Origin of the sequence: Sphingobium xenophagum NBRC 107872, from assembly GCF_000367345.1 — a bacterium.
GTDB lineage: Bacteria > Pseudomonadota > Alphaproteobacteria > Sphingomonadales > Sphingomonadaceae > Sphingobium > Sphingobium xenophagum.
Window position 1 is genome coordinate 39,699 of the sequence record NZ_BARE01000001.1, and the last position, 20,879, is coordinate 60,577.

23 protein-coding genes are annotated in these 20,879 nt (G+C 64.3%); 12 read left to right on the forward strand and 11 right to left on the reverse strand.

What is annotated here, in order from left to right; translation table 11 throughout:
* Positions 1-33 precede the first annotated feature (33 nt).
* The 4 genes from SX1_RS00225 to SX1_RS00240 form a co-directional block, all read right to left on the reverse strand.
* Positions 34-1,455, reverse strand: a complete 1,422-nt coding sequence (locus tag SX1_RS00225; RefSeq protein ID WP_019051443.1) for an NAD(P)(+) transhydrogenase (Re/Si-specific) subunit beta — start codon at positions 1,453-1,455, stop codon at positions 34-36.
* Positions 1,455-1,739, reverse strand: coding sequence for a proton-translocating transhydrogenase family protein (locus tag SX1_RS00230; protein ID WP_006950157.1), 285 nt, complete (start codon positions 1,737-1,739; stop codon positions 1,455-1,457). Before SX1_RS00230 ends, SX1_RS00225 begins: the two co-directional genes overlap by 1 nt.
* A gap of 76 nt (positions 1,740-1,815) precedes the next feature.
* On the reverse strand, positions 1,816-2,937 hold the full coding sequence (locus SX1_RS00235) for an NAD(P) transhydrogenase subunit alpha (RefSeq protein WP_019051445.1): 1,122 nt from the start codon (positions 2,935-2,937) through the stop codon (positions 1,816-1,818).
* A 36-nt stretch (positions 2,938-2,973) separates the two neighbouring features.
* Entirely contained in the window at positions 2,974-3,099 is a 126-nt protein-coding gene (locus tag SX1_RS00240; RefSeq protein WP_017182055.1) for an aa3-type cytochrome c oxidase subunit IV, read from the reverse strand.
* A 153-nt stretch (positions 3,100-3,252) separates the two neighbouring features.
* Here SX1_RS00240 and SX1_RS00245 point away from each other — a divergent pair, with 153 nt between their 5' ends.
* Together SX1_RS00245 and SX1_RS00250 are read left to right on the forward strand one after the other, a co-directional pair.
* On the forward strand, positions 3,253-4,701 hold the full coding sequence (locus SX1_RS00245) for a sigma-54-dependent transcriptional regulator (RefSeq protein WP_017182054.1): 1,449 nt from the start codon (positions 3,253-3,255) through the stop codon (positions 4,699-4,701).
* A 73-nt stretch (positions 4,702-4,774) separates the two neighbouring features.
* A complete protein-coding gene (locus SX1_RS00250; RefSeq protein WP_019051446.1) occupies positions 4,775-5,410 on the forward strand; it encodes a hypothetical protein in 636 nt (211 codons plus the stop codon).
* Positions 5,411-5,424: 14 nt separating this feature from the next.
* Here SX1_RS00250 and folP read toward each other — a convergent pair whose 3' ends face one another.
* Both folP and SX1_RS00260 read right to left on the reverse strand, forming a co-directional pair.
* The gene (folP, locus tag SX1_RS00255) at positions 5,425-6,546 is read right to left on the reverse strand and encodes a dihydropteroate synthase (protein ID WP_019051447.1); all 1,122 of its coding nucleotides are present in this window, start codon (positions 6,544-6,546) and stop codon (positions 5,425-5,427) included.
* Positions 6,547-6,687: 141 nt separating this feature from the next.
* Positions 6,688-7,818, reverse strand: coding sequence for a site-specific DNA-methyltransferase (locus tag SX1_RS00260; RefSeq protein WP_019051448.1), 1,131 nt, complete (start codon positions 7,816-7,818; stop codon positions 6,688-6,690).
* Between the two features lie 284 nt (positions 7,819-8,102).
* On the opposite strand from SX1_RS00260, the gene SX1_RS00265 reads away from it, so the two are divergent.
* The 6 genes from SX1_RS00265 to SX1_RS00290 all read left to right on the forward strand — a co-directional run bounded on the left by SX1_RS00265 (position 8,103) and on the right by SX1_RS00290 (position 11,868).
* Positions 8,103-8,435: an ArsR/SmtB family transcription factor gene (locus SX1_RS00265; RefSeq protein WP_019051449.1), complete on the forward strand. Its 333-nt coding sequence runs from the start codon at positions 8,103-8,105 to the stop codon at positions 8,433-8,435.
* Positions 8,436-8,491: 56 nt separating this feature from the next.
* Complete coding sequence (locus SX1_RS00270) at positions 8,492-8,821, forward strand: hypothetical protein (RefSeq protein ID WP_017182049.1); 330 nt, start codon at positions 8,492-8,494, stop codon at positions 8,819-8,821.
* A complete protein-coding gene (locus SX1_RS00275) occupies positions 8,818-9,051 on the forward strand; it encodes a hypothetical protein (protein ID WP_017182048.1) in 234 nt (77 codons plus the stop codon). Before SX1_RS00270 ends, SX1_RS00275 begins: the two co-directional genes overlap by 4 nt.
* A 111-nt stretch (positions 9,052-9,162) precedes the next feature.
* Positions 9,163-10,095 (forward strand): DUF808 domain-containing protein, encoded by a 933-nt coding sequence (locus tag SX1_RS00280; protein ID WP_017182047.1) that lies wholly within the window; start codon positions 9,163-9,165, stop codon positions 10,093-10,095.
* 8 nt (positions 10,096-10,103) lie between these two features.
* Complete coding sequence (locus SX1_RS00285; protein ID WP_019051450.1) at positions 10,104-11,462, forward strand: MATE family efflux transporter; 1,359 nt, start codon at positions 10,104-10,106, stop codon at positions 11,460-11,462.
* Positions 11,463-11,547: 85 nt separating this feature from the next.
* Complete coding sequence (locus SX1_RS00290) at positions 11,548-11,868, forward strand: hypothetical protein (protein WP_017182045.1); 321 nt, start codon at positions 11,548-11,550, stop codon at positions 11,866-11,868.
* Between the two features lie 107 nt (positions 11,869-11,975).
* Here the strand turns inward: SX1_RS00290 and SX1_RS00295 are convergent, their stop codons facing one another.
* The 4 genes from SX1_RS00295 to SX1_RS00310 all read right to left on the reverse strand — a co-directional run bounded on the left by SX1_RS00295 (position 11,976) and on the right by SX1_RS00310 (position 15,398).
* On the reverse strand, positions 11,976-12,746 hold the full coding sequence (locus tag SX1_RS00295) for an ABC transporter permease (RefSeq protein ID WP_019051452.1): 771 nt from the start codon (positions 12,744-12,746) through the stop codon (positions 11,976-11,978).
* Positions 12,743-13,675 carry an ABC transporter ATP-binding protein gene (locus tag SX1_RS00300; RefSeq protein ID WP_019051453.1) on the reverse strand — a complete coding sequence of 311 codons (933 nt, stop codon included), beginning with the start codon at positions 13,673-13,675 and terminating at the stop codon, positions 12,743-12,745. Before SX1_RS00300 ends, SX1_RS00295 begins: the two co-directional genes overlap by 4 nt.
* Before the next feature lie 73 nt (positions 13,676-13,748).
* On the reverse strand, positions 13,749-14,378 hold the full coding sequence (locus SX1_RS00305) for a class I SAM-dependent methyltransferase (protein ID WP_019051454.1): 630 nt from the start codon (positions 14,376-14,378) through the stop codon (positions 13,749-13,751).
* Between the two features lie 117 nt (positions 14,379-14,495).
* Positions 14,496-15,398, reverse strand: a complete 903-nt coding sequence (locus tag SX1_RS00310; protein ID WP_026149372.1) for a LysR family transcriptional regulator — start codon at positions 15,396-15,398, stop codon at positions 14,496-14,498.
* A 108-nt stretch (positions 15,399-15,506) separates the two neighbouring features.
* Between SX1_RS00310 and SX1_RS00315 the strand changes: the two genes are divergently transcribed.
* Positions 15,507-17,003 (forward strand): CoA-acylating methylmalonate-semialdehyde dehydrogenase, encoded by a 1,497-nt coding sequence (locus SX1_RS00315; protein ID WP_017182040.1) that lies wholly within the window; start codon positions 15,507-15,509, stop codon positions 17,001-17,003.
* Between the two features lie 29 nt (positions 17,004-17,032).
* Here the strand turns inward: SX1_RS00315 and SX1_RS00320 are convergent, their stop codons facing one another.
* A complete protein-coding gene (locus SX1_RS00320) occupies positions 17,033-17,347 on the reverse strand; it encodes a GIY-YIG nuclease family protein (protein WP_019051456.1) in 315 nt (104 codons plus the stop codon).
* A gap of 144 nt (positions 17,348-17,491) precedes the next feature.
* Here SX1_RS00320 and SX1_RS00325 point away from each other — a divergent pair, with 144 nt between their 5' ends.
* The 3 genes from SX1_RS00325 (at position 17,492) to mmsB (ending at position 20,867) form a co-directional block, all read left to right on the forward strand.
* Positions 17,492-18,634, forward strand: a complete 1,143-nt coding sequence (locus SX1_RS00325; RefSeq protein WP_019051457.1) for an acyl-CoA dehydrogenase family protein — start codon at positions 17,492-17,494, stop codon at positions 18,632-18,634.
* 135 nt (positions 18,635-18,769) lie between these two features.
* On the forward strand, positions 18,770-19,828 hold the full coding sequence (locus SX1_RS00330; RefSeq protein WP_019051458.1) for an enoyl-CoA hydratase/isomerase family protein: 1,059 nt from the start codon (positions 18,770-18,772) through the stop codon (positions 19,826-19,828).
* Positions 19,829-19,880: 52 nt separating this feature from the next.
* Positions 19,881-20,867: a 3-hydroxyisobutyrate dehydrogenase gene (gene mmsB, locus SX1_RS00335; protein ID WP_255209676.1), complete on the forward strand. Its 987-nt coding sequence runs from the start codon at positions 19,881-19,883 to the stop codon at positions 20,865-20,867.
* Positions 20,868-20,879 lie beyond the last annotated feature (12 nt).

Consider the following 20,879-nt stretch of genomic DNA (forward strand, 5'->3'; position numbering starts at 1 on the left):
CCTTCGCTGGAATGACGGGAAATAAGGTCGCTATCAGTGCGCCAGCCCCTTGACGATTTCCTCGACCATTTTCTTGGCGTCGGCGAGCAACATCATGGTGTTGTCCATGTAGAAGACTTCATTGTCGACGCCGGCATAGCCAGCCCCGCCCATGGATCGCTTGACGAACAGCACCGACTTGGCGTTGGCGACGTCCAGGATGGGCATGCCGTAGATGGGCGACGATTTGTCGGTCTTGGCCGCCGGGTTGGTGACGTCGTTCGCGCCGATGACGAAGGCGACGTCGGCCTGGGCGAACTCGCTGTTGATGTCCTCCAGCTCGAATACCTCGTCATAGGAGACATTCGCTTCGGCCAGCAGCACGTTCATATGGCCCGGCATACGGCCCGCGACGGGGTGGATCGCATATTTGACCTTCACCCCTTCGGCCTTCAGCAGGTCGCCCATCTCGCGCAGCGCATGCTGCGCCTGGCTCACCGCCATGCCGTAACCCGGCACGATGATGACGCTGTCGGCCTGCTTCATCAGGAACGCGGCGTCCTCGGCCGATCCGCGCTTGTAGGCGCGGTCGATCACTGGCCCGCCTGCGCCCGCCGATCCCGCATCGGCGCCAAAGCCGCCCGCGATGACGCTGATGAAGCTGCGGTTCATCGCCTTGCACATGATGTAGGACAGGATCGCACCCGAAGACCCCACCAGCGCGCCAGTGATGATCATCGCGCTGTTGCCCAGCGTAAAGCCCATCGCGGCGGCGGCCCAGCCCGAATAGCTGTTGAGCATCGACACAACGACCGGCATGTCCGCCCCGCCGATCGGGATGATCAGCAGGAAGCCGATGATGAAGCTCAGCGCCGTCACCGTCCAGAATATCCACGGGCTCTGGTCGGTCACGAAATAGCCGATCAGCCCCAGGATCGCGGCCAGCGTGCCAAGGTTGATGAGGTGGCGGGCGGGCAGCATGATCGGCTTGCCCGACATATTGCCGTTGAGCTTGAGGAAGGCGATGACCGAACCGGAGAAGGTGATCGCGCCGATCGCCACGCCCAGCCCCATTTCGATGCGGCTGGCATTGTGGATTTCGCCGGTCACTACGTCCAAAATCCCGAAGGCACCGGGATTGAGGAAGGCGGCTGCGCCCACCAGCACTGCGGCCATGCCGACGAGGCTGTGGAACGCCGCCACCAGTTGCGGCATGTCCGTCATCGCGATCCGCCGCGCGATGATGAAGCCGATGCCGCCGCCGATGACGATGGCACCGATGATTTCGGGCAGGCTCACCACATCATGGGTGTAGAGCGTGGTGGCGACGGCAATCGCCATGCCGATCATGCCCATGCGATTGCCACGACGGCTCGTCGCCGGGCTGGACAGCCCGCGCAGCGCCAGGATGAACAGGACGCCCGCGGCCAGATAGGCCAGGCTCACGCCCCATGGGATCTGTGCGATCTCATGCATCACTTGCGCTCCTTCTTCTTGTACATCGCCAGCATCCGCTCGGTGACCGCAAAGCCGCCGAAGATGTTGACCGATGCAAAGACGACCGCCAGCAGGCCCAGATATTTGGCCGCAGCGCTCCCCGCCTCCGCCGACGCGACCAGCGCGCCCACGATGATGACCGACGAAATGGCGTTGGTAACCGCCATCAACGGCGTATGGAGCGCCGGCGTCACCGACCACACCACATAATAGCCGACAAAACATGCCAGCACGAAAACTGACAGGATGGAAATAAAGTCCATCATCCTACTCCCCGTTCGTCCCGATTTGGCTGCGGGACGCTGGCCTGGACGCGCGCCGCGCGAACAGGCGATTCCCCTATCCGAGCAGCCGCTCGTTCACGACCTTGCCGCCCTGCGTCAGGCGGATGGCGTTGCCGATTTCCTCGTCCAGCACCGGCGCACCCTTGTCCTTGTCCCAGAAGGCGGACAGAAAGTTGAACAGGTTGCGCGAGAAGAGGGCCGAGGCATCGGTGGCCAGCCGCGATGGCACGTTGCGATGGCCGACAATCTTGACGCCGTGGCGCATCACCACTTCGCCCGCCACTGCGCCCTCGACATTGCCGCCCTGCTCGACCGCCAGATCGACGATCACGCTGCCCGGCTTCATCGACGCGATCTGCGCGTCGCTGATCAGGCGCGGCGCGGGGCGGCCCGGAATGAGCGCGGTGGTGATGACGATGTCCTGCTTGGCGATGTGCGAGGATATGAGCTCGGCCTGGGCCGCCTTATATTCATCCGACATTTCCGTCGCATAGCCGCCGGACCCTTCGCCCTCGATGCCCGCGACCTTCTCGACGAAGATCGCCTTGGCACCCAGCGATTCGATCTGCTCCCTGGTCGCGGCGCGCACGTCGGTCGCACTGACCTGCGCGCCCAGACGGCGCGCCGTGGCGATCGCCTGAAGGCCCGCCACGCCCACGCCCATGATGAAGGCGCGCGCGGCAGACACGGTGCCCGCCGCCGTCATCATCATCGGGAAGGCCTTGCCATATTCGCTGGCGGCATCCAGCACCGCCTTATAGCCCGACAGGTTCGACTGGGATGACAATATGTCCATCGACTGCGCGCGGGTGATGCGCGGCATGAATTCCATCGCCAGCGCTTCATAGCCCGCCGCCGCATAGGCATCGACCCGCGCCCGCTCGCCAAAGGGGTTGAGCCCCGCCACGATCCAGGCACCCGGACCGGCGCCGGCAATGCTGGCCACGTCCGGCCCCTGCACGCCCAGCACTATGTCCGCGCCCGCCACCGTCGCGGCCCGATCCCCAACGCTTGCCCCGGCAGCGGCATAGTCCGCATCGGCCACAGACGCCGTCACGCCAGCCCCTGCCTCCACCGCAACCTGCGCGCCAAGACCAATAAATTTCTTCACCGTCTCCGGTGTCGCCGCAACGCGCTGCTCGCCCGATGCTTGCTCCTTCAGTACCGCTATCTTCATTATTATGGCATCCCCTCCTGTTCGTGCGTGATCGGCCTAGCTGGAGATCAGCAGCACCACGAGCGCGGCCACCGCGATCGATGCGATCGTGCCCCACTTCATCACGCCGACAAATCCGGCATAGGTTTCGGTCGCTTTCTTGATATTTCCGTCAGACGCCATGTCCGGTCCCCTTCTGTGGCGGTTGTGGCGAACCTCTTATCCTGTCCCGCGCACCCCCTCAACCCGCACGGGCACAAGAAAATCTTTCGCGGTTAAGGCCGCCTTTACCCCCCGTCCTTACCATAGGTCACCTGTTTCTATTGAGGGGTATAGATGGCGCGCGACGGCATACCGATGCTGATGCTGATCGACGACGAACCGGCGCAAAGACGGCTGGTTTCGGCGCTGGCCGCGCGTGCCGGATGGCGGACGATCTTTGCCGGCGACGGCGAAACCGCAATAGCCACATTGGGCACCCAGGACGGGATGCAGCTAGATGCAATCATTCTTGACCAGTGGAGCCCCGACTATGAACCCGCGGGTCTGATCCGCGAGATTCGCGAACGCCGCCCCGCCTTGCCCATCCTGATTCTCACCGCCCACAATAATGTCGCCGTTGCCGTAGAGGCGATGCGCGCGGGGGCGACCGATTATCTATCGAAGCCGATCGCGCCCGAACGGCTGCTCGCGGCGCTCAACGCGACGATCAGCGAAGGGGCGTCCCATGGCGAACTGCGCCCGCTCACCGAAAAGATCACCGCCCCCCTCTCTTTCGAGGATGTGGTCGGCTCCGCCCCGCAATTCCGCGCCGCGCTCGCCATCGCGGCCAAGGCGGCGCGCGCCCGCGTGCCGGTCCTGATCGAGGGCGAAAGCGGCGTCGGCAAGGATGTGATCGCGCGCGCCATCCATGCGGCATCCCCCCGCCACAAACAGGCGATGGTCACGGTCAATTGCGGCGCGATTCCCGCCAACCTGGTCGAATCCGAACTGTTCGGCCATGAACGCGGCGCCTTTACCGGCGCGTTCGACCGCCATGTCGGCAAGTTCGCCAGCGCCGACACCGGCACCATCTTTCTGGATGAAGTCAGCGAAATGCCGCTCGACGCACAGGTCAAGCTGTTACGGGTGCTGCAGGATGGCGAAATGCAGCCGATCGGCGCGCGCCGCCCGATCCATGTCGACGTCCGCGTCATCGCCGCCACCAACAAGCGCCTGATCGAGGAAATAGAGGCCGGTCGCTTCCGCGAGGATCTCTATTACCGCCTGAACGTCGTCCAGCTGACCATCCCGCCGCTGCGCGAACGGATGGGGGATATTCCCGCGCTCTGCCGCCATCTCCTCGCGCGAATCGCGACCCAGCCGGGTCTGCGCAGCCTGGGCCTGACCGACGATGCGCTGGCGCTGCTGATGCAGCATGGCTGGCCGGGCAATGTCCGCCAGTTGCAGAACGCGCTCTTCCGCGCCGCCGTCCTGTGCGATGGCGACGCGCTGACGCCGCAGGATTTTCCGCAGATCGCGGCCCAGATCAGGACCGGCGAACCGATCGACCGCCTCACCATCCGCCCGCGCGCCGCCAGCCAGCCGCACCGCGACGGCGCAGGCATCACCCTGTTCGAAGGCGACGGCCATGTGCGCCAGCTCGCCGAGATCGAAGCCGACGTCATTCGCCTCGCCATCGGTCATTATCGCGGCCGCATGACCGAAGTGGCCCGTCGCCTGGGCATCGGGCGATCGACCCTCTACCGCAAGCTTGCCGAACTGGGCATCGACAGCGCGGCGTAAACCGACGCGCCATCGCCTGCTCCCCATCGCTCGACCGTTGTATTCTCATGCTGCCTATGCTTTGGATCGGCGCATGAAACACGCCGCCCTCACCGCCTGCCTGCCCATCCTGCTCCTCGCCGCCTGTGGCCGCACCGAACCGGTGGCCGACATGCCAAGCCAGGAGGAGCTGGCCGCAGCCGCCAATGCCGCCGCTGCCAGCGCGCTGGCCAGCCAACAGGCCGCTGACGAGGCGGAGCCGCGCAATTACGTCAATCTGGAACGCGGCTTTTCGATCAGCTTCCCCGAAGGCTGGACGAAAAATGCGGAGGGCAGCACCGCCGACGGCGCAATCTATGAAGATAAGGGCGCGGGCGCGGACGTGCGCGTATTCTGGCAAAAGAATGACAATGACGAAACGCTCAAGCAGATCGTCGAAGCGGTCAGCAGCGGGGCCGAAGGCGTCGATGGCGATTATATCGGCGAAAATGAATATCGCGGCACTGCCAATGACGGCGAAGGCAATAATGTCGCGGTCCGCCTGCTCAAGCAGCCCAACGGTTCGATCGTGACCGCCACCTTCGTCTATCCCGAAATGCTGAGCGAACAATATCTGCCGATCGTCGACAAGACGCTGGACAGCATGCGCATCTTCCCGCCCAAGGACGAAGCGGAAGCGGCTCCAGCGGAAGCGGGCAACAGCGCAGCCGCCAAGCCGACCGCGCCTTAAACCCCACCTGTGACTTAAATCGCGCTCAACCCCGCGTCGGCCAGCCCGCGCCACAGATGCAGCGCCTGTACGCTTTCGCGCACATCATGCACCCGCACCATCTGCGCGCCCTGCTCCGCCGCACGGAACGCCAGCGCGATCGAACCGCCCAGCCGGTCCGACGCCGGCGCTTCGTTCGACAGCGCGCCGATTAGCCGCTTGCGACTGCCCGCGAACAGCAGGGGCACGCCCAGCCCCTGAAAGGTCGCAAGGCGGTTGACCAGCGCCAGATTGTCCGCCAGCCCCTTGCCAAAGCCCAGCCCCGGATCGACCATGATCCTGTCGCGGGCAATCCCGGCGGCTTGTGCGGCGGCAACGCGCGCCTCCAGATGGTCGAACACGTCCGCCACCACATCGCCATAGCCGTCAGGATTGTCGTGCGGATCATCGCCTGCCGATGGCGCGTGCATCAGGATGACGGGACAGCCCGCCGCCACGACCACCTCCATCGCGCGCGGATCATGTTGCAGGGCGCTCACATCATTGACGATCTTCGCGCCAGCGCCCAGCGCCGCTTCCATGACGGCCGCCTTGCGCGTGTCGATCGACACCGGCACGCCAGACGCGGCCAGCCGCTCGATGACCGGCACGACACGGGCGATCTCGTCGCCCTCCCATAATTTTTCCGCGCGCGGCCGGGTCGATTCCCCGCCCACATCGACCAGCGCCGCCCCCGCCGCCGCCATGGCAAAGCCCGCGTCCGCCGCTGCCTGCGGGTCGCCGACATGCTTGCCGCCATCGGAAAAACTGTCGGGCGTGATGTTCAATATCGCCATCACCTGCGGCCCGTCGAAACGGATCGTCCGCTCCCCCAGCACCAGCGGGGCGCGCTGCGCCGAGATATTGGCGGCCAGCGTCCGCGCCCGCTGCGCCAGCGGTTCGGGCAGGGCCGCGATGGCATCGTCAAACGCCGCGACCGGAACCGTGACCCGCGCCACCCGCTCCCGACCACGCAGGGCGGTCAGTTCATAACCCTGGAACCACAGCAACCCATTGCTCATCCGCGCCGCCGCGCCATCGGGCAGGCCAAAGGGCGACGGCACGAACCAGACCGGGCGCAGGTACAGCCGGGCGTCGGCGGGAATGGTGGGCAGCATCAACTATCCTTCTGACAGGTCCGGCGGCCTGCCCTTAACGCAATCCCGTGCTCCTGCGAAGGCAGGAGCCCAGTTCCGACCCTTCAGGGTAGAACTGTCGGCAGGGCTGGGCTCCCGCCTGCGCGGGAGCACCCCATCATCTTAAGGCTCGTTCGCCAGCAAATAGGTCTGCCGCAGCGTGTCGATCGGCTGCAACTTGCCCTCAACCTCCACATGCCAGAAGGTCCAGCCATTGCAGCTCGGCGCGCCCTGCAAGGTCGCGCCCATCTTGTGGATCGAGCCTGTGTCGCTGCCCACGCTCAACGACCCGTCGGCCCTGACCACGGCGGTCCAGCGACGCTTGACGTCGCTCAGCGTCGTGCCGGGGCTCAGATAGCCGGTCTCGATCAGCGTACCGAACGCCACCTTGGGCTGCTGCCGCGCGGTCTGCATGATGGTGAGCGATGATTCATCGAGCGGCAGCGCCGCCTCGATCCGCTCCAGCGCGACCTCGATATAGCTCTCCTCGCGCTCGATGCCGATCCATTTGCGCCCCAGCCGCTTGGCCACGGCGCCCGTGGTGCCCGTGCCGAAAAAGGGATCGAGCACCACATCGCCCGGCTTGGTGCAGGACAGCATCACCCGGTAGAGCAGCGATTCCGGCTTCTGCGTCGGGTGCGCCTTGGTCCCGTTGCGCTTCAGTCGCTCCTGTCCGCCACAGATCGGCAATACCCAGTCGGACCGCATCTGCAATTCATCGTTCAGCGTTTTCATCGCTTTGTAATTGAACGTATATTTGGCGTCCTCGCCCTGGCTGGCCCAGATCAGCGTCTCATGCGCATTGGTAAAGCGCGTGCCCTTGAAATTGGGCATGGGGTTGGCCTTGCGCCAGATGATGTCGTTCAGGATCCAGAACCCCTCATCCTGCAACGCGGTGCCGACGCGGAAGATATTATGATAGCTGCCGATCACCCAGATCGTGCCGTTGGGCTTCAATATGCGCCGTGCCTGGGCCAGCCATGCCTTGGTGAAACGGTCATAGGCACCCAGCGTATCGAACTTGTCCCAGTCATTATCGACCGCGTCCACCCGCCCGCCTTCGGGCCGGAACAGATCGCCACCCAGTTGGAGGTTATAGGGCGGATCGGCAAAGATCATGTCGATGCAGCCATCGGGCAGCTTGGCCATTTCGGCGATGCAGTCGCCGCGCAGCAGGCGATCCGCCTCGATCGTGACTGGTGCGAGCGCAACCGCCTTTTTCCGCCGCGGCGCGACCCGTTCCATGACACCCATAATGTAACCCCCGTTCGTACTGAGGCCCAGCGATGAGTCCTCGGCAGACTCCCGTCAAGATCAGCGACTTAGCGTTAACCTTTCTAAAAATGGTTAACATGGGTCGGAACGAAGCGGGTAGCCACTATATGTTGAGTCGCAGCGGACGAATCGGACTCAATATCGGCCAGTGTGACTCAAAAGACTCAACCGATCGCCTGCCAGACTTTTTTTGGTTAACGCGTGCGGCATGGGCAAAAATGCCCTCCCGCTTGACCAATTCATAACCTTATGGTTATGCCGCGATGATGACAAACAGCGCCAACGCCCCCGCCACCATCGACGCCCAGTTCAAGGCTCTGTCGGACGGTACCCGCCGCGCCCTGCTGGAATATCTGGTGCGCGAAGGCGAACAGAGTGTCCACGCCCTGACCGCCATTTCCGGCGTATCCCAGCCGATGGTGTCGCGCCACATGGCCAAGCTCAAGCGCGCCGCGCTCGTGACCGCCCGCCGCACGGGCCGCGAAACCTGGTATAGCGCCAGGGCAAAGGGGCTGGCCCCGGTGGTGCAATGGATGGCCGTCTATGGTGCGCTCTGGTCGCAACGCTTCACCGCGCTCGACGGACTAGGCGAATAATTGCGCTGGCGTCATGACGGCGCGGAACGCAGGCTGACAAGGCGCGTTGCCCCGTCATGGAACACCGCCCCCTCATCGAACGCCTGGCCCGCCATCTCGCCACCACGCCGGACGACTGGCCCGCCCATGTCGAGGATGCCGCCAGCATATTGGCGATCCTGAAACAGCCCGACGACGCCATGCGCGCGGCCGGGGACGCAGGCATGTGGGAAAGCATGATCGATGCGGCGCTGCGCGAACGCTGGACGGTCACCCAGCCAGCCGCCGACGATCAGCCCCCCGCCGGCGCCGACGAGGAAGGCGAGTTCCGCCTGCCCCCCGATGCGGTCGGTGGCAACCGGGCCGACTGGGTCCATCTGCAAGAACCAAAGGAGAGCGCGCCATGAAGGGTCTGCTCAAACTCGCCATCGTCACCGGGCTTGGCGCATTTGCCGTAAAGGGATGGCGCGACTGGATGGGCACGGCGCAGCCGCTTGACGATCGCGGGCCGGTGGGTTCGTCGGGCGTCGTCCGCGACGCCGGGCCGCAAGGGGAAACGGCAGCGCGCGACTGGGACATGGTCGACGAACAGTCGGACGAATCCTTCCCCGCCAGCGACCCGCCGGGCAACTATTGAAAAAGCTGAAATACTGCCGCTCGCCCTTGCTTGCCCCTGCCCCGCCTGCCTCCTATTGAGGCGGCATGACGGGCGGTCGATGCACCGGCCCAAACAGGGGAATCACTGTCTATGCCTTCGGGTCTGATTGCGCTGCTCGATGATGTGGCGGGCATTGTTAAGCTGACCGCGACCTCGCTGGACGATGTCGCCGCCGCCGCGGGCAAGGCGGGCACCAAGGCCGCGGGCGTGGTCATCGACGATACCGCCGTCACCCCGCGCTATGTCATGGGCCTCACCCCCGACCGCGAACTGCCGATCATCTGGAAAATCGCCAAGGGATCGCTGCGTAACAAGCTGCTCTTCCTGCTGCCCGCTGCGCTGCTGATCAGCGCGGTCGCGCCCTGGCTGCTGCCCCCTCTCCTCATGCTGGGCGGCGCATTCCTGTGCTATGAAGCGGCGGAAAAGCTGCTGGAGGCCGTGCAGGGCGGCCATGATGTCGCCAAGGAAGCGCTGGAAACCCTCAACTCGACCGAACTTGAAAACCAGAAAGTGTCGGGCGCGATCCGCACTGACTTCATCCTGTCGGGCGAGATCATGGCCATTTCGCTCGGCACCGTCGCATCCGAACCGATCTGGGAACAGGCGCTCATCCTCGTCGTCGTCGCCATCCTGATTACCGCGGGCGTCTATGGCGTTGTCGGCTTCATCGTGAAGATGGACGATATCGGCCTCCATCTGGCCACCCGCGCCTCCGCCATGTCCCGTGCGATCGGGCGCGGCCTGGTCAAGGCGATGCCGGTCCTGATGCGCATATTGGCGGTCGTGGGCACCGCCGCGATGCTGTGGGTCGGCGGCGGCCTGATCGTCCATGGCCTGCACGAATTCCACTGGGATGCGATCCCCGGCACGATTCACCACGCAGCGCAGGCCGCCGCCAGCGCCCTGCCCACTGTCGGCCCGCTGGTCGACTGGACCGTGAACGCGATTGGCGGCGCGATTGTCGGGCTGATCGTCGGCGGCATCATCGTCGCCGCGCTGCATTTCATCCCTCGGAAGCATTAAAGCCCCCCATGTCCTCCCCCTGGCGTATCGAAGCCGCCGCGCTTGTCGCCCTCGCGCTGCCGATGATCGCGGGCAATATCGCCTGGTCGGCGATTGCCGCGACGGATCTGTTGCTGCTGGGCCGCCTGGGGGCGGAGGCCGTCGCGGCGGGCGCGCTCGCCATCAACCTGTTTCATGCGCTGCTGCTGTTCGGCATGGGGCTGGTCACTGCCGCATCGCCATTGATCGCCAGCGAACGGGGTCGCCGCCGCCATTCGGTGCGCGACGTGCGCCGCACCGTTCATCAAACGCTGCGCGCCGCCACGCTGTTCGTCATCCCCGCCTGGGCGATATTGTGGCAGAGCGAGGCGATCCTGCTCGCCATGGGGCAGGACGCGGATCTTGCCCATGGCGCGGGCCGGTTGATGCGCGGCCTGCAATGGGCGCTGCTGCCTTTTCTGGGCTTTACCACGCTGCGCACCTTCATCGCCGCGCTGGAGCGCCCGGTCTGGGGCCTGCTGATCATGCTGGCCGCCATCCCGTTCAACATCCTGGCGGGCTGGGCGCTCATCTTCGGTCATCTGGGCTTTCCCCCGCTCGGCCTGTTCGGCGCCGGGCTGGCCAGCACCGCCTCCTCCTGCTTCCTCTTCTTCGGCTTGCTCGCGGTCATCCTGATCGACCGCCGCTTTCGCCGCTACTGGCTGGTCGGCCGCTTCTGGTCGCGCGACCGCGAACGCCACCGGCAGGTCTGGGCGCTGGGCATGCCCATTGCCATTACGCTGGGCTTTGAAACCACCGTGTTCAATGCATCGGCCCTGCTCATGGGCCTGATCGACCGCGATTCGCTCGCCGCCCATGCCGTGGCGATCCAGATCGCGGCGCTGGTGTTCATGGTCCCCATGGGCATCGGCCAGGCAGCGACGATCCGCGTCGGCCTTGCCTATGGCCGCCACGATCGCGCGGGCGTCGGCCGGGCGGGCTGGCTCGCCCTCTTCCTTGGCACCGGCTTTGCCTGCTGCGCCGCGCTTGCCCTCATCCTCATACCCCGCACGCTCGTCTCGGCCTTTCTCGACCTGCGAGATCCCGCCAATGCCCGCACCGTCCAGCTCGCTGTCAGCTTCCTCGCAGTCGCCGCATTATTCCAACTGGTCGACGCGGCGCAGGCGGTGGGCGCTGGCGTGTTGCGCGGGGTGCAGGACACCAGAGTGCCGATGATCTTCGCGATGATCGGCTATTGGCTCGTCGGCATTGGCGTTGGCGCTATCCTTGCCTTTCCGCTGCGGATGGCTGGGCTGGGCATCTGGCTGGGCCTGGCCGCCGGTCTGGGGTCCGTCGCCATCCTGCTGGTCACGCGCTGGAGCCTGCGCGAGCGACTGGGGCTGGTGTAAAGCGGACAGGATTGCGTTGCAGGACAATGGTGCAGCGCACAAAGCAATTGATCGAATCGGACAAATCGGTCAGATATGCGTCATTATGCAAGCCCCGACCGAGATTTTCGAAGCGATCGCGCTCCAGAAGTGCCTGCTGGTGACCTACAACAAGATGGTCGTCACCCTGGCCCCGCACATCCTCTACACGCGCCATGATGAAATGTTCATCGACGCCGTGACCGTGGACCGTGACGGCAGGCCACCGCGCGAACTCAAACTCGGCACCTTCAAGCTGGTGGGTCTGTCCGACATCAAGGTGCTGGACGAACCGTTTGAGGCGATGCACGGCCTCTACGACCAGAATGACGACAAATATCGGGGCGTCACCCTGTTCGCCGTCGCGCCGGAGAGCGCCGCCGCCTGATTGGCGGGCGGTTGCCCACTCCACACCGTTCGTTTCGAGCGAAGTCGAGAAACATTGCACGCAGGTTTCTCGACTTCGCTCGAAACGAACGGGTGGGTGTGTCCCCCTCACTTCTTCAGGCGATACCCCGTCCTGAACATCCAGCCGATAATCCCCAGGCAGATGGTCAGCATCCCCGCGACGAAGATCAGGCTGAACTCGATTCCCACATCGCCCTTGCCAAAAAAGGTCCAGCGGAACCCTGAGATCAGATAGACGATCGGGTTGAACAGGGTGATGGTGCGCCACGGCTCGGCCAGCATCTGCACGGAATAAAAGGCGCCGCCCAGAAACGTCATCGGCATGATCAGCAGCATCGGGATCACCTGCAACTGCTCGAAACTCTGCGCCCATATGCCCAATATGAAGCCGAACAGGCAGAAGCTGACGGCGATCAGGATCATGAAGCCCACCATCGCCAACGGGTGCGCCACCGGCACGTCGACGAACAGATGGGCCGTCAGGAAGATGATGGTGCCGATGATCAGCGACTTCGTCGCCGCGGCCCCCACATAGGCGATGATCGTCTCGGTCGCGGATACGGGCGCGGACAGCAATTCATAGATGGTGCCGGTGAATTTGGGCATGTAGATGCCGAAACTCGCGTTGAAGATGCTTTCGGTGAACATCGCCATCATGATCAGGCCGGGCACGATGAAGGCGGCATAGGGAATGCCGTCCACCTCCGTCATTCGCGACCCGATCGCCCCGCCGAACACCACGAAATAGAGCGTCGTCGTGATCACCGGCACCAGCAGCCCGGTCAGCAGCGTCCGACGGAAACGGTGCAGCTCGAATTTGTAGATGGCGGCAATGGCGCGCAGGTTGGACAGGCTCATGCCGCTTTCTCCCGATGCACCAACGCCACGAATATATCCTCCAGGCTGCTCTGCGCCGTATTCAGATCCTTGTACCCGATGCCCAGGTCGCCCAGCCGCCGCAGCAGCGACGACACGCCGGTCCGCTCCGCCTGCGTATCGAAAATATATTCGATCTCCTGGCCGTCCCCTTTCAGCGTCACCTGCCACTCCGCCAGTTCGGCCGGCACCGCGTCCAGCCGCTCGGCCAGCACGACGGTCAGCGTTTTCTTGCCCAGCTTCTTCATCAGCGCGGTCTTGTCCTCGACCAGCATCAACTCGCCCCGGTTGATCACCCCCACCCGGTCGGCCATTTCCTCGGCCTCCTCGATATAATGGGTGGTCAGGATGATGGTGACGCCGGTTTCGCGCAACTGGCCGATCAGCTTCCACATGTCGCGGCGCAACTCCACGTCCACGCCCGCGGTCGGCTCGTCCAGAAACAGCACGCGCGGCTCATGGCTCAGCGCCTTGGCGATCATCACCCGGCGCTTCATGCCGCCCGACAGTTCCAATATCTTGGCGTTGCGCTTGTCCCACAGCGACAGGTCGCGCAATATTTTCTCGACATGGGCCGGATTGCGCGGCTTGCCGAACAATCCCCGACTGAACGTCACCGTGTCGATTACCCGCTCGAACTGGTCGGTGGACAATTCCTGCGGCACCAGCCCGATGGCCGCGCGCGCGCCGCGATAGTCGCGCACGATGTCATGCCCGGCCACCTTCACGCTGCCGCTGCTCGCCCGCGCGATGCCGCAGATGATGGAGATCATGGTCGTCTTGCCCGCGCCGTTCGGCCCCAGCAGCGCGAAAATCTCGCCTTCCTCGATGGTCAGGTCGACGCCGTTGAGCGCCTTGAAGCCCGACGCATAGGATTTGGTCAGGCCTTCAATTTCAATGATGGATGCCATGGGTGGCTTTGCCCCTTTTGCGTTGCGGCAAAGATAGGAAGCCGATTGCCAAACGCAACCTATCTACCACCCTCTATGCGTCGCGGCGCGTGAACCGGAATACCGTTGCGGGCGGAAAGTTGCGTACCGTCTGTCCGGCGCGCTCGACATCCAGGTCCAGCGCGTCGATCACGTCGCGGCTCACCGGCGGGCGCATCGAATAGGTAAATTGCACGAAACTGCCGCCCGGCTGCAACATGCGGAAGGATTCGGACAAAATGTCGTAATGCACGTGCCGGTCCATCGCCAGCAGCGGCAGGCCGCTCACCACCGTCTGATAGGTGCCCGGTTCTCCCGCCGCCGCCGTCGACACGATCTGCGCGGGGGTTTCCAGCACCGAAACATTGGGAAAATGCCGCCGCAAACCGCGCGCGAAGGCCGGGTTGATCTCCACAACCTCCAGCTTTTCGGGCGGCAGGCCGGTCCCCAATATCGCGCGCGTAAACACGCCCGTGCCCCCGCCCAGCTCCAGTACCCGGCCATCGGTCGGGTCGATCTGCGCCACCATCAAGCGCGCCAGATAGCGGCTGCTCGGCACGACCGAAGCGGTCTGGCGCGGCTTTTGCACCCAGGCCGCCAGAAAATCGAGATATTCGGTGGCGCGGGCGCGAAACTCCGCGCGCGGCAACGCGATTGCCCGGCTCCGCTTGGGCTTATGCTGCATGGGCGAAATGCGACCGCTCTCTATCCATCCCGACTCCCTTAACGAGCCAGAGCCGCGCCGTCGATTGGCTTTATGAGCGATTTCCGCCCGGTGGTGTCGCCCGCCGGTCGGGAACCTTCAGCCCAGCGAATGTCCATCGCGATGGCCGGACAATGTGTCGATGCGCTCCTGCAGCCATTGCGCCACCGCCGCGATCCGCGCCAGCTTGCGCAGGTCGCCATGCATGACCAGCCAGAAACTGCGGACGATCTCCACCTGATCGGGCATCAACTGCACCAGCGCCGGGTCGCGCCGCCCGATAAAGTCGGGCAAAACGCCGATCCCCGCCCCTTCGGCGATCATCCGCTGCTGCATGATGATGCTGGTCGATCGCAATGTCGCCTCCAGCCCCGCCTCCACCTCGTCCAGATAATCCAGTTCGGGCGAGAAGATGAATTCGGGTACATAGCCGATCAGCGTATGGTCCCGCAGCTGGGCCGCCCGACCCGGACGCCCCGCCCGCGCCAGATAATCGGGCGATGCATAGAGGTGCAGCCGATAATCCCCCAGCCGCCGTACCAGCAACCGCCCGCGCTGCGGCCGCGCCAGCATCACCGCCATGTCCGCCTCTCGCTTGGACGGATTGAGAAAGCCCGACGCGGTGATCAGGTCCAGCCTTATGCCCGGATGCCGCCGGTTGAAATCGCCCATGCCCGGCGCCAGCACCCAGGTGCCGAACCCTTCCGCCACCGACAGCCGCACCTGCCCCGCCAGCCGATGCTCCTGGCCCTGCGCATCCTCCATCGCCGCCAGCGCCGCGCTTTCAGCCGCTTCGGCATGGCCCAGCAATTCCTGCCCCCGCGCCGTCAGCGTCCGTTCGCCAACGCCAAGCTCGAACAGTTCGGCCCCCAGCGCCTTTTCCAGCCGCGCCAGCCGCCGGGCGATGGTCGTCGCGTCGATCCCCAGCGAACGCGCTGCCGGGGCGACCTTGCGCGCCCGCGCCACCGCCAGAAATACGCGCAGATCATCCCAATCGAACATTGCCGCCACCACCTGCATATTTGCAGCGCGGCTATGCAAGACTTCCCCATTGCTTGCAATAACGCAACCAGACTAGAAGGCCGCCATTAACCGAGAGGATGCCTCCCCATGCGTGAGATTTCGCACAAGCTCGCCTTCGCCCACGACACACAGCCCACGCGCTACAGCGACGTGTTCGATCCCAATAATGGCGGGGTTCAGGCCCGTGTCGCGCTGGGCGACGCTGCGCTGCTCGACCTTGCCGTCGCGGCCGCCAAGAAGGCGCAGCCCGCATGGGCCGCCGTCAACCCGCAGCGCCGCGCCCGCGTCATGTTCAATTTCAAGGCGCTGGTCGAAGCCAATATGGACGAACTGGCGCACCTGCTCAGCTCCGAACATGGCAAGGTGATCGCGGATTCGAAGGGCGACATTCAGCGTGGTCTGGAAGTCATCGAATTCTGCTGCGGCATCCCCCATGTGCTGAAGGGCGAATATACCCAGGGCGCCGGGCCGGGCATCGACGTCTACAGCTTCCGCCAGCCGATCGGCATTGGCGCTGGCATCACCCCGTTCAACTTCCCCGGCATGATCCCGCTGTGGATGTCGGGCGTCGCGATCGCGACCGGCAATGCTTTCATCCTCAAGCCCTCAGAACGGGATCCGTCGGTGCCCGTCCGCCTGGCCGAACTCTTCCTGGAAGCGGGCCTGCCCGAAGGCATTTTGCAGGTTGTTCAGGGCGACAAGGAAATGGTCGACGCCATCCTCGACCATCCTGACATCAAGGGCGTCAGCTTCGTCGGCTCCTCCGACATCGCCCATTATGTCTATAATCGCGGCGTCGCCGCCGGAAAGCGCGTCCAGGCGATGGGCGGCGCGAAGAATCATGGCATCGTCATGCCCGACGCGGATCTCGATCAGGTCGTCAACGACCTGTCGGGTGCTGCCTTCGGCTCGGCTGGCGAACGCTGCATGGCGCTCCCCGTGGTCGTCCCGGTGGGTGAAAAGACCGCGATTGCGCTCCGCGAAAAGCTGATCCCAGCGATCGAGGCGCTGCGCGTCGGCGTCTCCACCGATGCCGAAGCCCATTATGGCCCGGTCGTCACCGCCGCGCACAAGCAGAAGATCGAAAACTGGATTCAGACCGGCGTCGATGAAGGCGCGGAACTGGTGATCGACGGGCGCGGCTTCAAGCTTCAGGGTCATGAGGACGGCTTCTTCGTCGGCCCCACCCTGTTCGACCATGTCACCACGGACATGAGCGCGTACAAGGAAGAGATTTTCGGCCCCGTGCTGCAAATGGTCCGCGCCGAAAGCTTCGAGGAAGCGGTCTCGCTCCCCAGCAAGCATCAATATGGCAACGGCGTCGCCCTCTTCACCCGCAACGGCCACGCCGCCCGCGAATTCGCCGCCCGCGTCGATGTCGGCATGGTCGGCATCAACGTCCCGATCCCGGTCCCGGTCGCATATCACACCTTCGGCGGCTGGAAACGCTCGGCCTTTGGCGACACCAACCAGCACGGCATGGAAGGCGTGAAGTTCTGGACCAAGGTGAAAACCGTCACCCAGCGCTGGCCCGACGGCGGCGCATCGGCCGACAGCGCCTTCGTCATCCCGACGATGGGGTAAGCCCTATTTCGCCGTCATCCTGACGAACGTCAGGATGACGGCGAAAGTGGATCGAACCCCAGATCCTCGGCAAGATCGCGCCAGCGGGGATTGCCTGCCTCGATCAGATCGAGCTTCCATTTCCGCTTCCAGTTCTTCAACTGTTTCTCTCGAACAATGGCCACTTCCATGGTGTCGCACATCTCGAACCAGACCAACCGGTTCACATCATATCGCGCAGTAAATCCGTCCATGGCTTTCGTGCGATGCTGATAGATGCGCGCCATCAGGTTGGACGTGACGCCGATATAAAGCGTCCCGTTGCGATCACTGGCCATGATATAAGCGGCAGGTTGACGATCCATAGGGCAATGCTGCGATGCTCCGGATGACGAATCAAGCCAATCATCGTCATCCTGACGAAAGTCAGGATCCAGGGTTCCAGGCGCGACCCATGACGCTCTGGATGCCGGATCAAGTCCGGCATGACGGCAATTTAGGGTAAGGCAATGACCAATCAGTTCGACCTGACCGACGACCAGCGCGAAATCCAGGATCTCGCCCGCCGCTTCACCGCCGACGCGATCACGCCCCATGCGGCGGATTGGGACGAGAAGCATATCTTCCCGCGCGACACCATCCGCGCGGCGGCGGAACTGGGCTTTGGCGGCATCTATGTCTCCGAAGCGTCCGGCGGCATTGGCCTTGGCCGGCTCGAATCCGCGCTGATCATGGAAGCCATGGCCTATGGCTGCCCGTCCACCAGCGCGTTCATCTCGATCCACAATATGGCCGCCTGGATGATCGACACATTTGGCGGGCAGGCGGTCAAGGACGCCTATCTTCCCGATCTCATCCCCATGAACCGCATGGCAAGCTACTGCCTGACAGAGGCAGGCGCAGGGTCCGACGCCGCCAGCCTCAAGACCAAGGCGGTGCGCGATGGCGACCATTATGTCGTCACCGGGTCCAAGCAATTCATCTCCGGCGGCGGCGAAAATGAAGTCTATGTCGTCATGGTCCGTACAGGTCAGGATGGGCCGAAAGGCATTAGCTGCCTTGTCATCGACAAGGATATGCCCGGCGTCAGCTTCGGCGCGCAGGAACGCAAGCTTGGCTGGCACAGCCAACCCACAGCGCAGGTGAATTTCGATGCCGTCCGCGTCCCCGTCGCCAACCTTGTCGGCAGCGAGGGTCAGGGCTTCGCCATCGCCATGGCGGGGCTGGACGGCGGCCGCCTCAACATCGGCGCCTGTTCGCTGGGCGGCGCGCAGCGCTGCATCGACGAAGCTGTCCAATATACCAAGGACCGCAAGCAGTTCGGCCAATCCATCGCGGATTTCCAGAATACCCAATTCACCCTGGCCGACATGCAGACCGAGCTGGAGGCCGCCCGCACCCTGCTCTACGCCGCTGCTGTCAAGGTGAGCGAAAACGCGCCCGACAAGACCCGCTTTGCCGCCATGGCCAAGCGCTTCGCCACCGACACCGGATCGTCGGTTGTCGACCGCGCGCTGCAACTGCATGGCGGCTACGGCTATCTGATGGATTATCCCATCGAACGCTTCTGGCGCGACCTGCGCGTCCATTCCATCCTGGAAGGCACCAACCAGGTCATGCGGATGATCGTCGCGCGGGATATGTTGCGGTGATCGCGGACCAAGCAAAATGAAATGGCGTCATTCCCGCGAAGGCGGGAACCCATCTCCCCACCTCACACCTGTCGATAAGGCCGGAGATGGGTCCCCGCCTTCGCGGGGATGACGAACGGATTTTGAGGAAAAGACATGACCGACCAAGTCCTGACCTTCATCGAAAACAATATCGGCCGCATCAGCCTGAACCGCCCGAAGGCGATCCACGCACTGACGCCCGATATGTGCGACGCGATCAACACCGCCTTGCTGGCATGGCGCACCGATGACAGCGTCGCCGCGGTGATGATCGATCACACCGAAGGGCGGGGTTTCTGCGCGGGCGGCGACATCGCCCTTATCGCCAACAGCGCCAAGGCCGATTGCGTGGAGGCTGAACGCTTCTTCCATCTCGAATATCGCATGAACCATCTGCTGTTCGTCTATGAAAAGCCGATCATGGCCTTCATCGACGGCATCGTCATGGGCGGCGGCGTGGGTATCTCCCTTCCCGCCCGCTACCGCGTCGCGACCGAACGGACGACCTTCGCCATGCCCGAAACCGGCATCGGCCTGTTCCCCGACGTCGGCGGTGGCTGGTATCTGCCCCGCCTGCCCGGCCGGGTCGGCGCATGGCTGGCTGCCACCGGCGCGCGGATCGACGGGGCGGATTGCGCCGCCATCGGCATCGCCACGCACTATATGCCGTCCGACACGCTGGACGATGTGAAGGCGCGCATCCTGGCCGATCCCGCCAGCCTGACCGCCGTTCTGGACGCTGCCGCGCAGACCCCGCCCCCATCCAAGCTCGACGCTGCCCGTCCCGACATCGACCGCCTCTTCGCATCGAACAAGGCGGAGGAGATCGTCGCCGCGCTCGACGCCGACGGTGGCGAATGGGCCGCCAAGCAGCGCGCCACCCTTGCCACCAAATCGCCCCAGACGATCAAGGTCGCGCTGCGCCAGTTGATCGAGGGCGCGGCCCAGCCCGATTTCGCCGCCAATATGGCGATGGAATATGGCCTGGCCTGTGCGATCATCCGCCGCCCGGATTTTGTCGAAGGCGTGCGCGCGCTGATCTTTGACAAGGACAACAAGCCGCAATGGAACCCGGCGACGCTGGAGCAGGTGAGCGACGCGATGATCGACGCGATTTTCACGCCCCTGCCCACCGACCGGCAATGGACGCCGCTGCCCGACGTCGCGACCTAAAGGGGGGTAAGCTGTCCTACATGGCAGACGCCCGTTATGATCCCGGCGCGCCTTGCCTGCCCAGTACCGGCCGCTTTCCGATAGGATCAGGGCCACGCAAGAATATGTCCGATTTACCGGGAAATATGCGAAGTTAAGCAGGAGAAATGCCATCATGACCCAGACGATCGCCTTCATCGGCCTTGGCAATATGGGCGGCGGCATGGCCGCCAATCTGATCAAGAACGGCTATGCCGTCCGCGCCTTCGACCTGTCGGAAGATGCGCTGGCCAAGGCGCAGGCCCATGGCGCGATCCGCGCCAGCAGCGCTGCCGACGCCGCCACCGGCGCTGACGCCGTCGTCACCATGCTGCCTGCGGGCAAGCATGTCGAAAGCGTCTATGCCGGTGAAGTCTATGGCGCGGCCAATCCGGGCGCCTTGTTCCTCGACTGCTCGACCATCGACGTCGCGACCGCCCGCCGCGTCATCGAAGCGGCCACCGATCGCGGCTTCGACATGGTCGACGCCCCTGTTTCCGGCGGCATCGCGGCGGCCAATGGCGGCACGCTGACCTTCATGGTCGGCGGCACCGACGCCGCCTTTGCCAAGGCCAAGCCCATCCTCTCCGCCATGGGCAAGGCAGTGATCCACGCGGGCGGCGCAGGCAATGGCCAGGCGGCGAAAATCTGCAACAACATGCTGCTGGGCGCCACCATGGTCGCGACCTGCGAAACCTTCGCCATGGCAAAGAAACTGGGCCTCGATCCCCAGACCTTCTACGACATCAGCAGCGTCTCGTCGGGCCAGAGCTGGTCGATGACCAGCTATTGCCCCGTCCCCGGCGTCGGCCCGCAAAGCCCGTCCGACAATGGCTATCAGGGCGGCTTCGCCGTCGGCCTGATGCTCAAGGATCTGAAGCTCGCCACCGAAGCCGCCGCGCTGGTCGGCGCGTCGGTGCCGATGGGCAATGCCGCCGAAGCCCTCTATCAGTTGCTCGCCAATCGGGGCGAAGCAGGCCGCGACTTCTCGCTGATGATCGAAATGCTGGAAGGAAAATGAGCTTATCCGTCA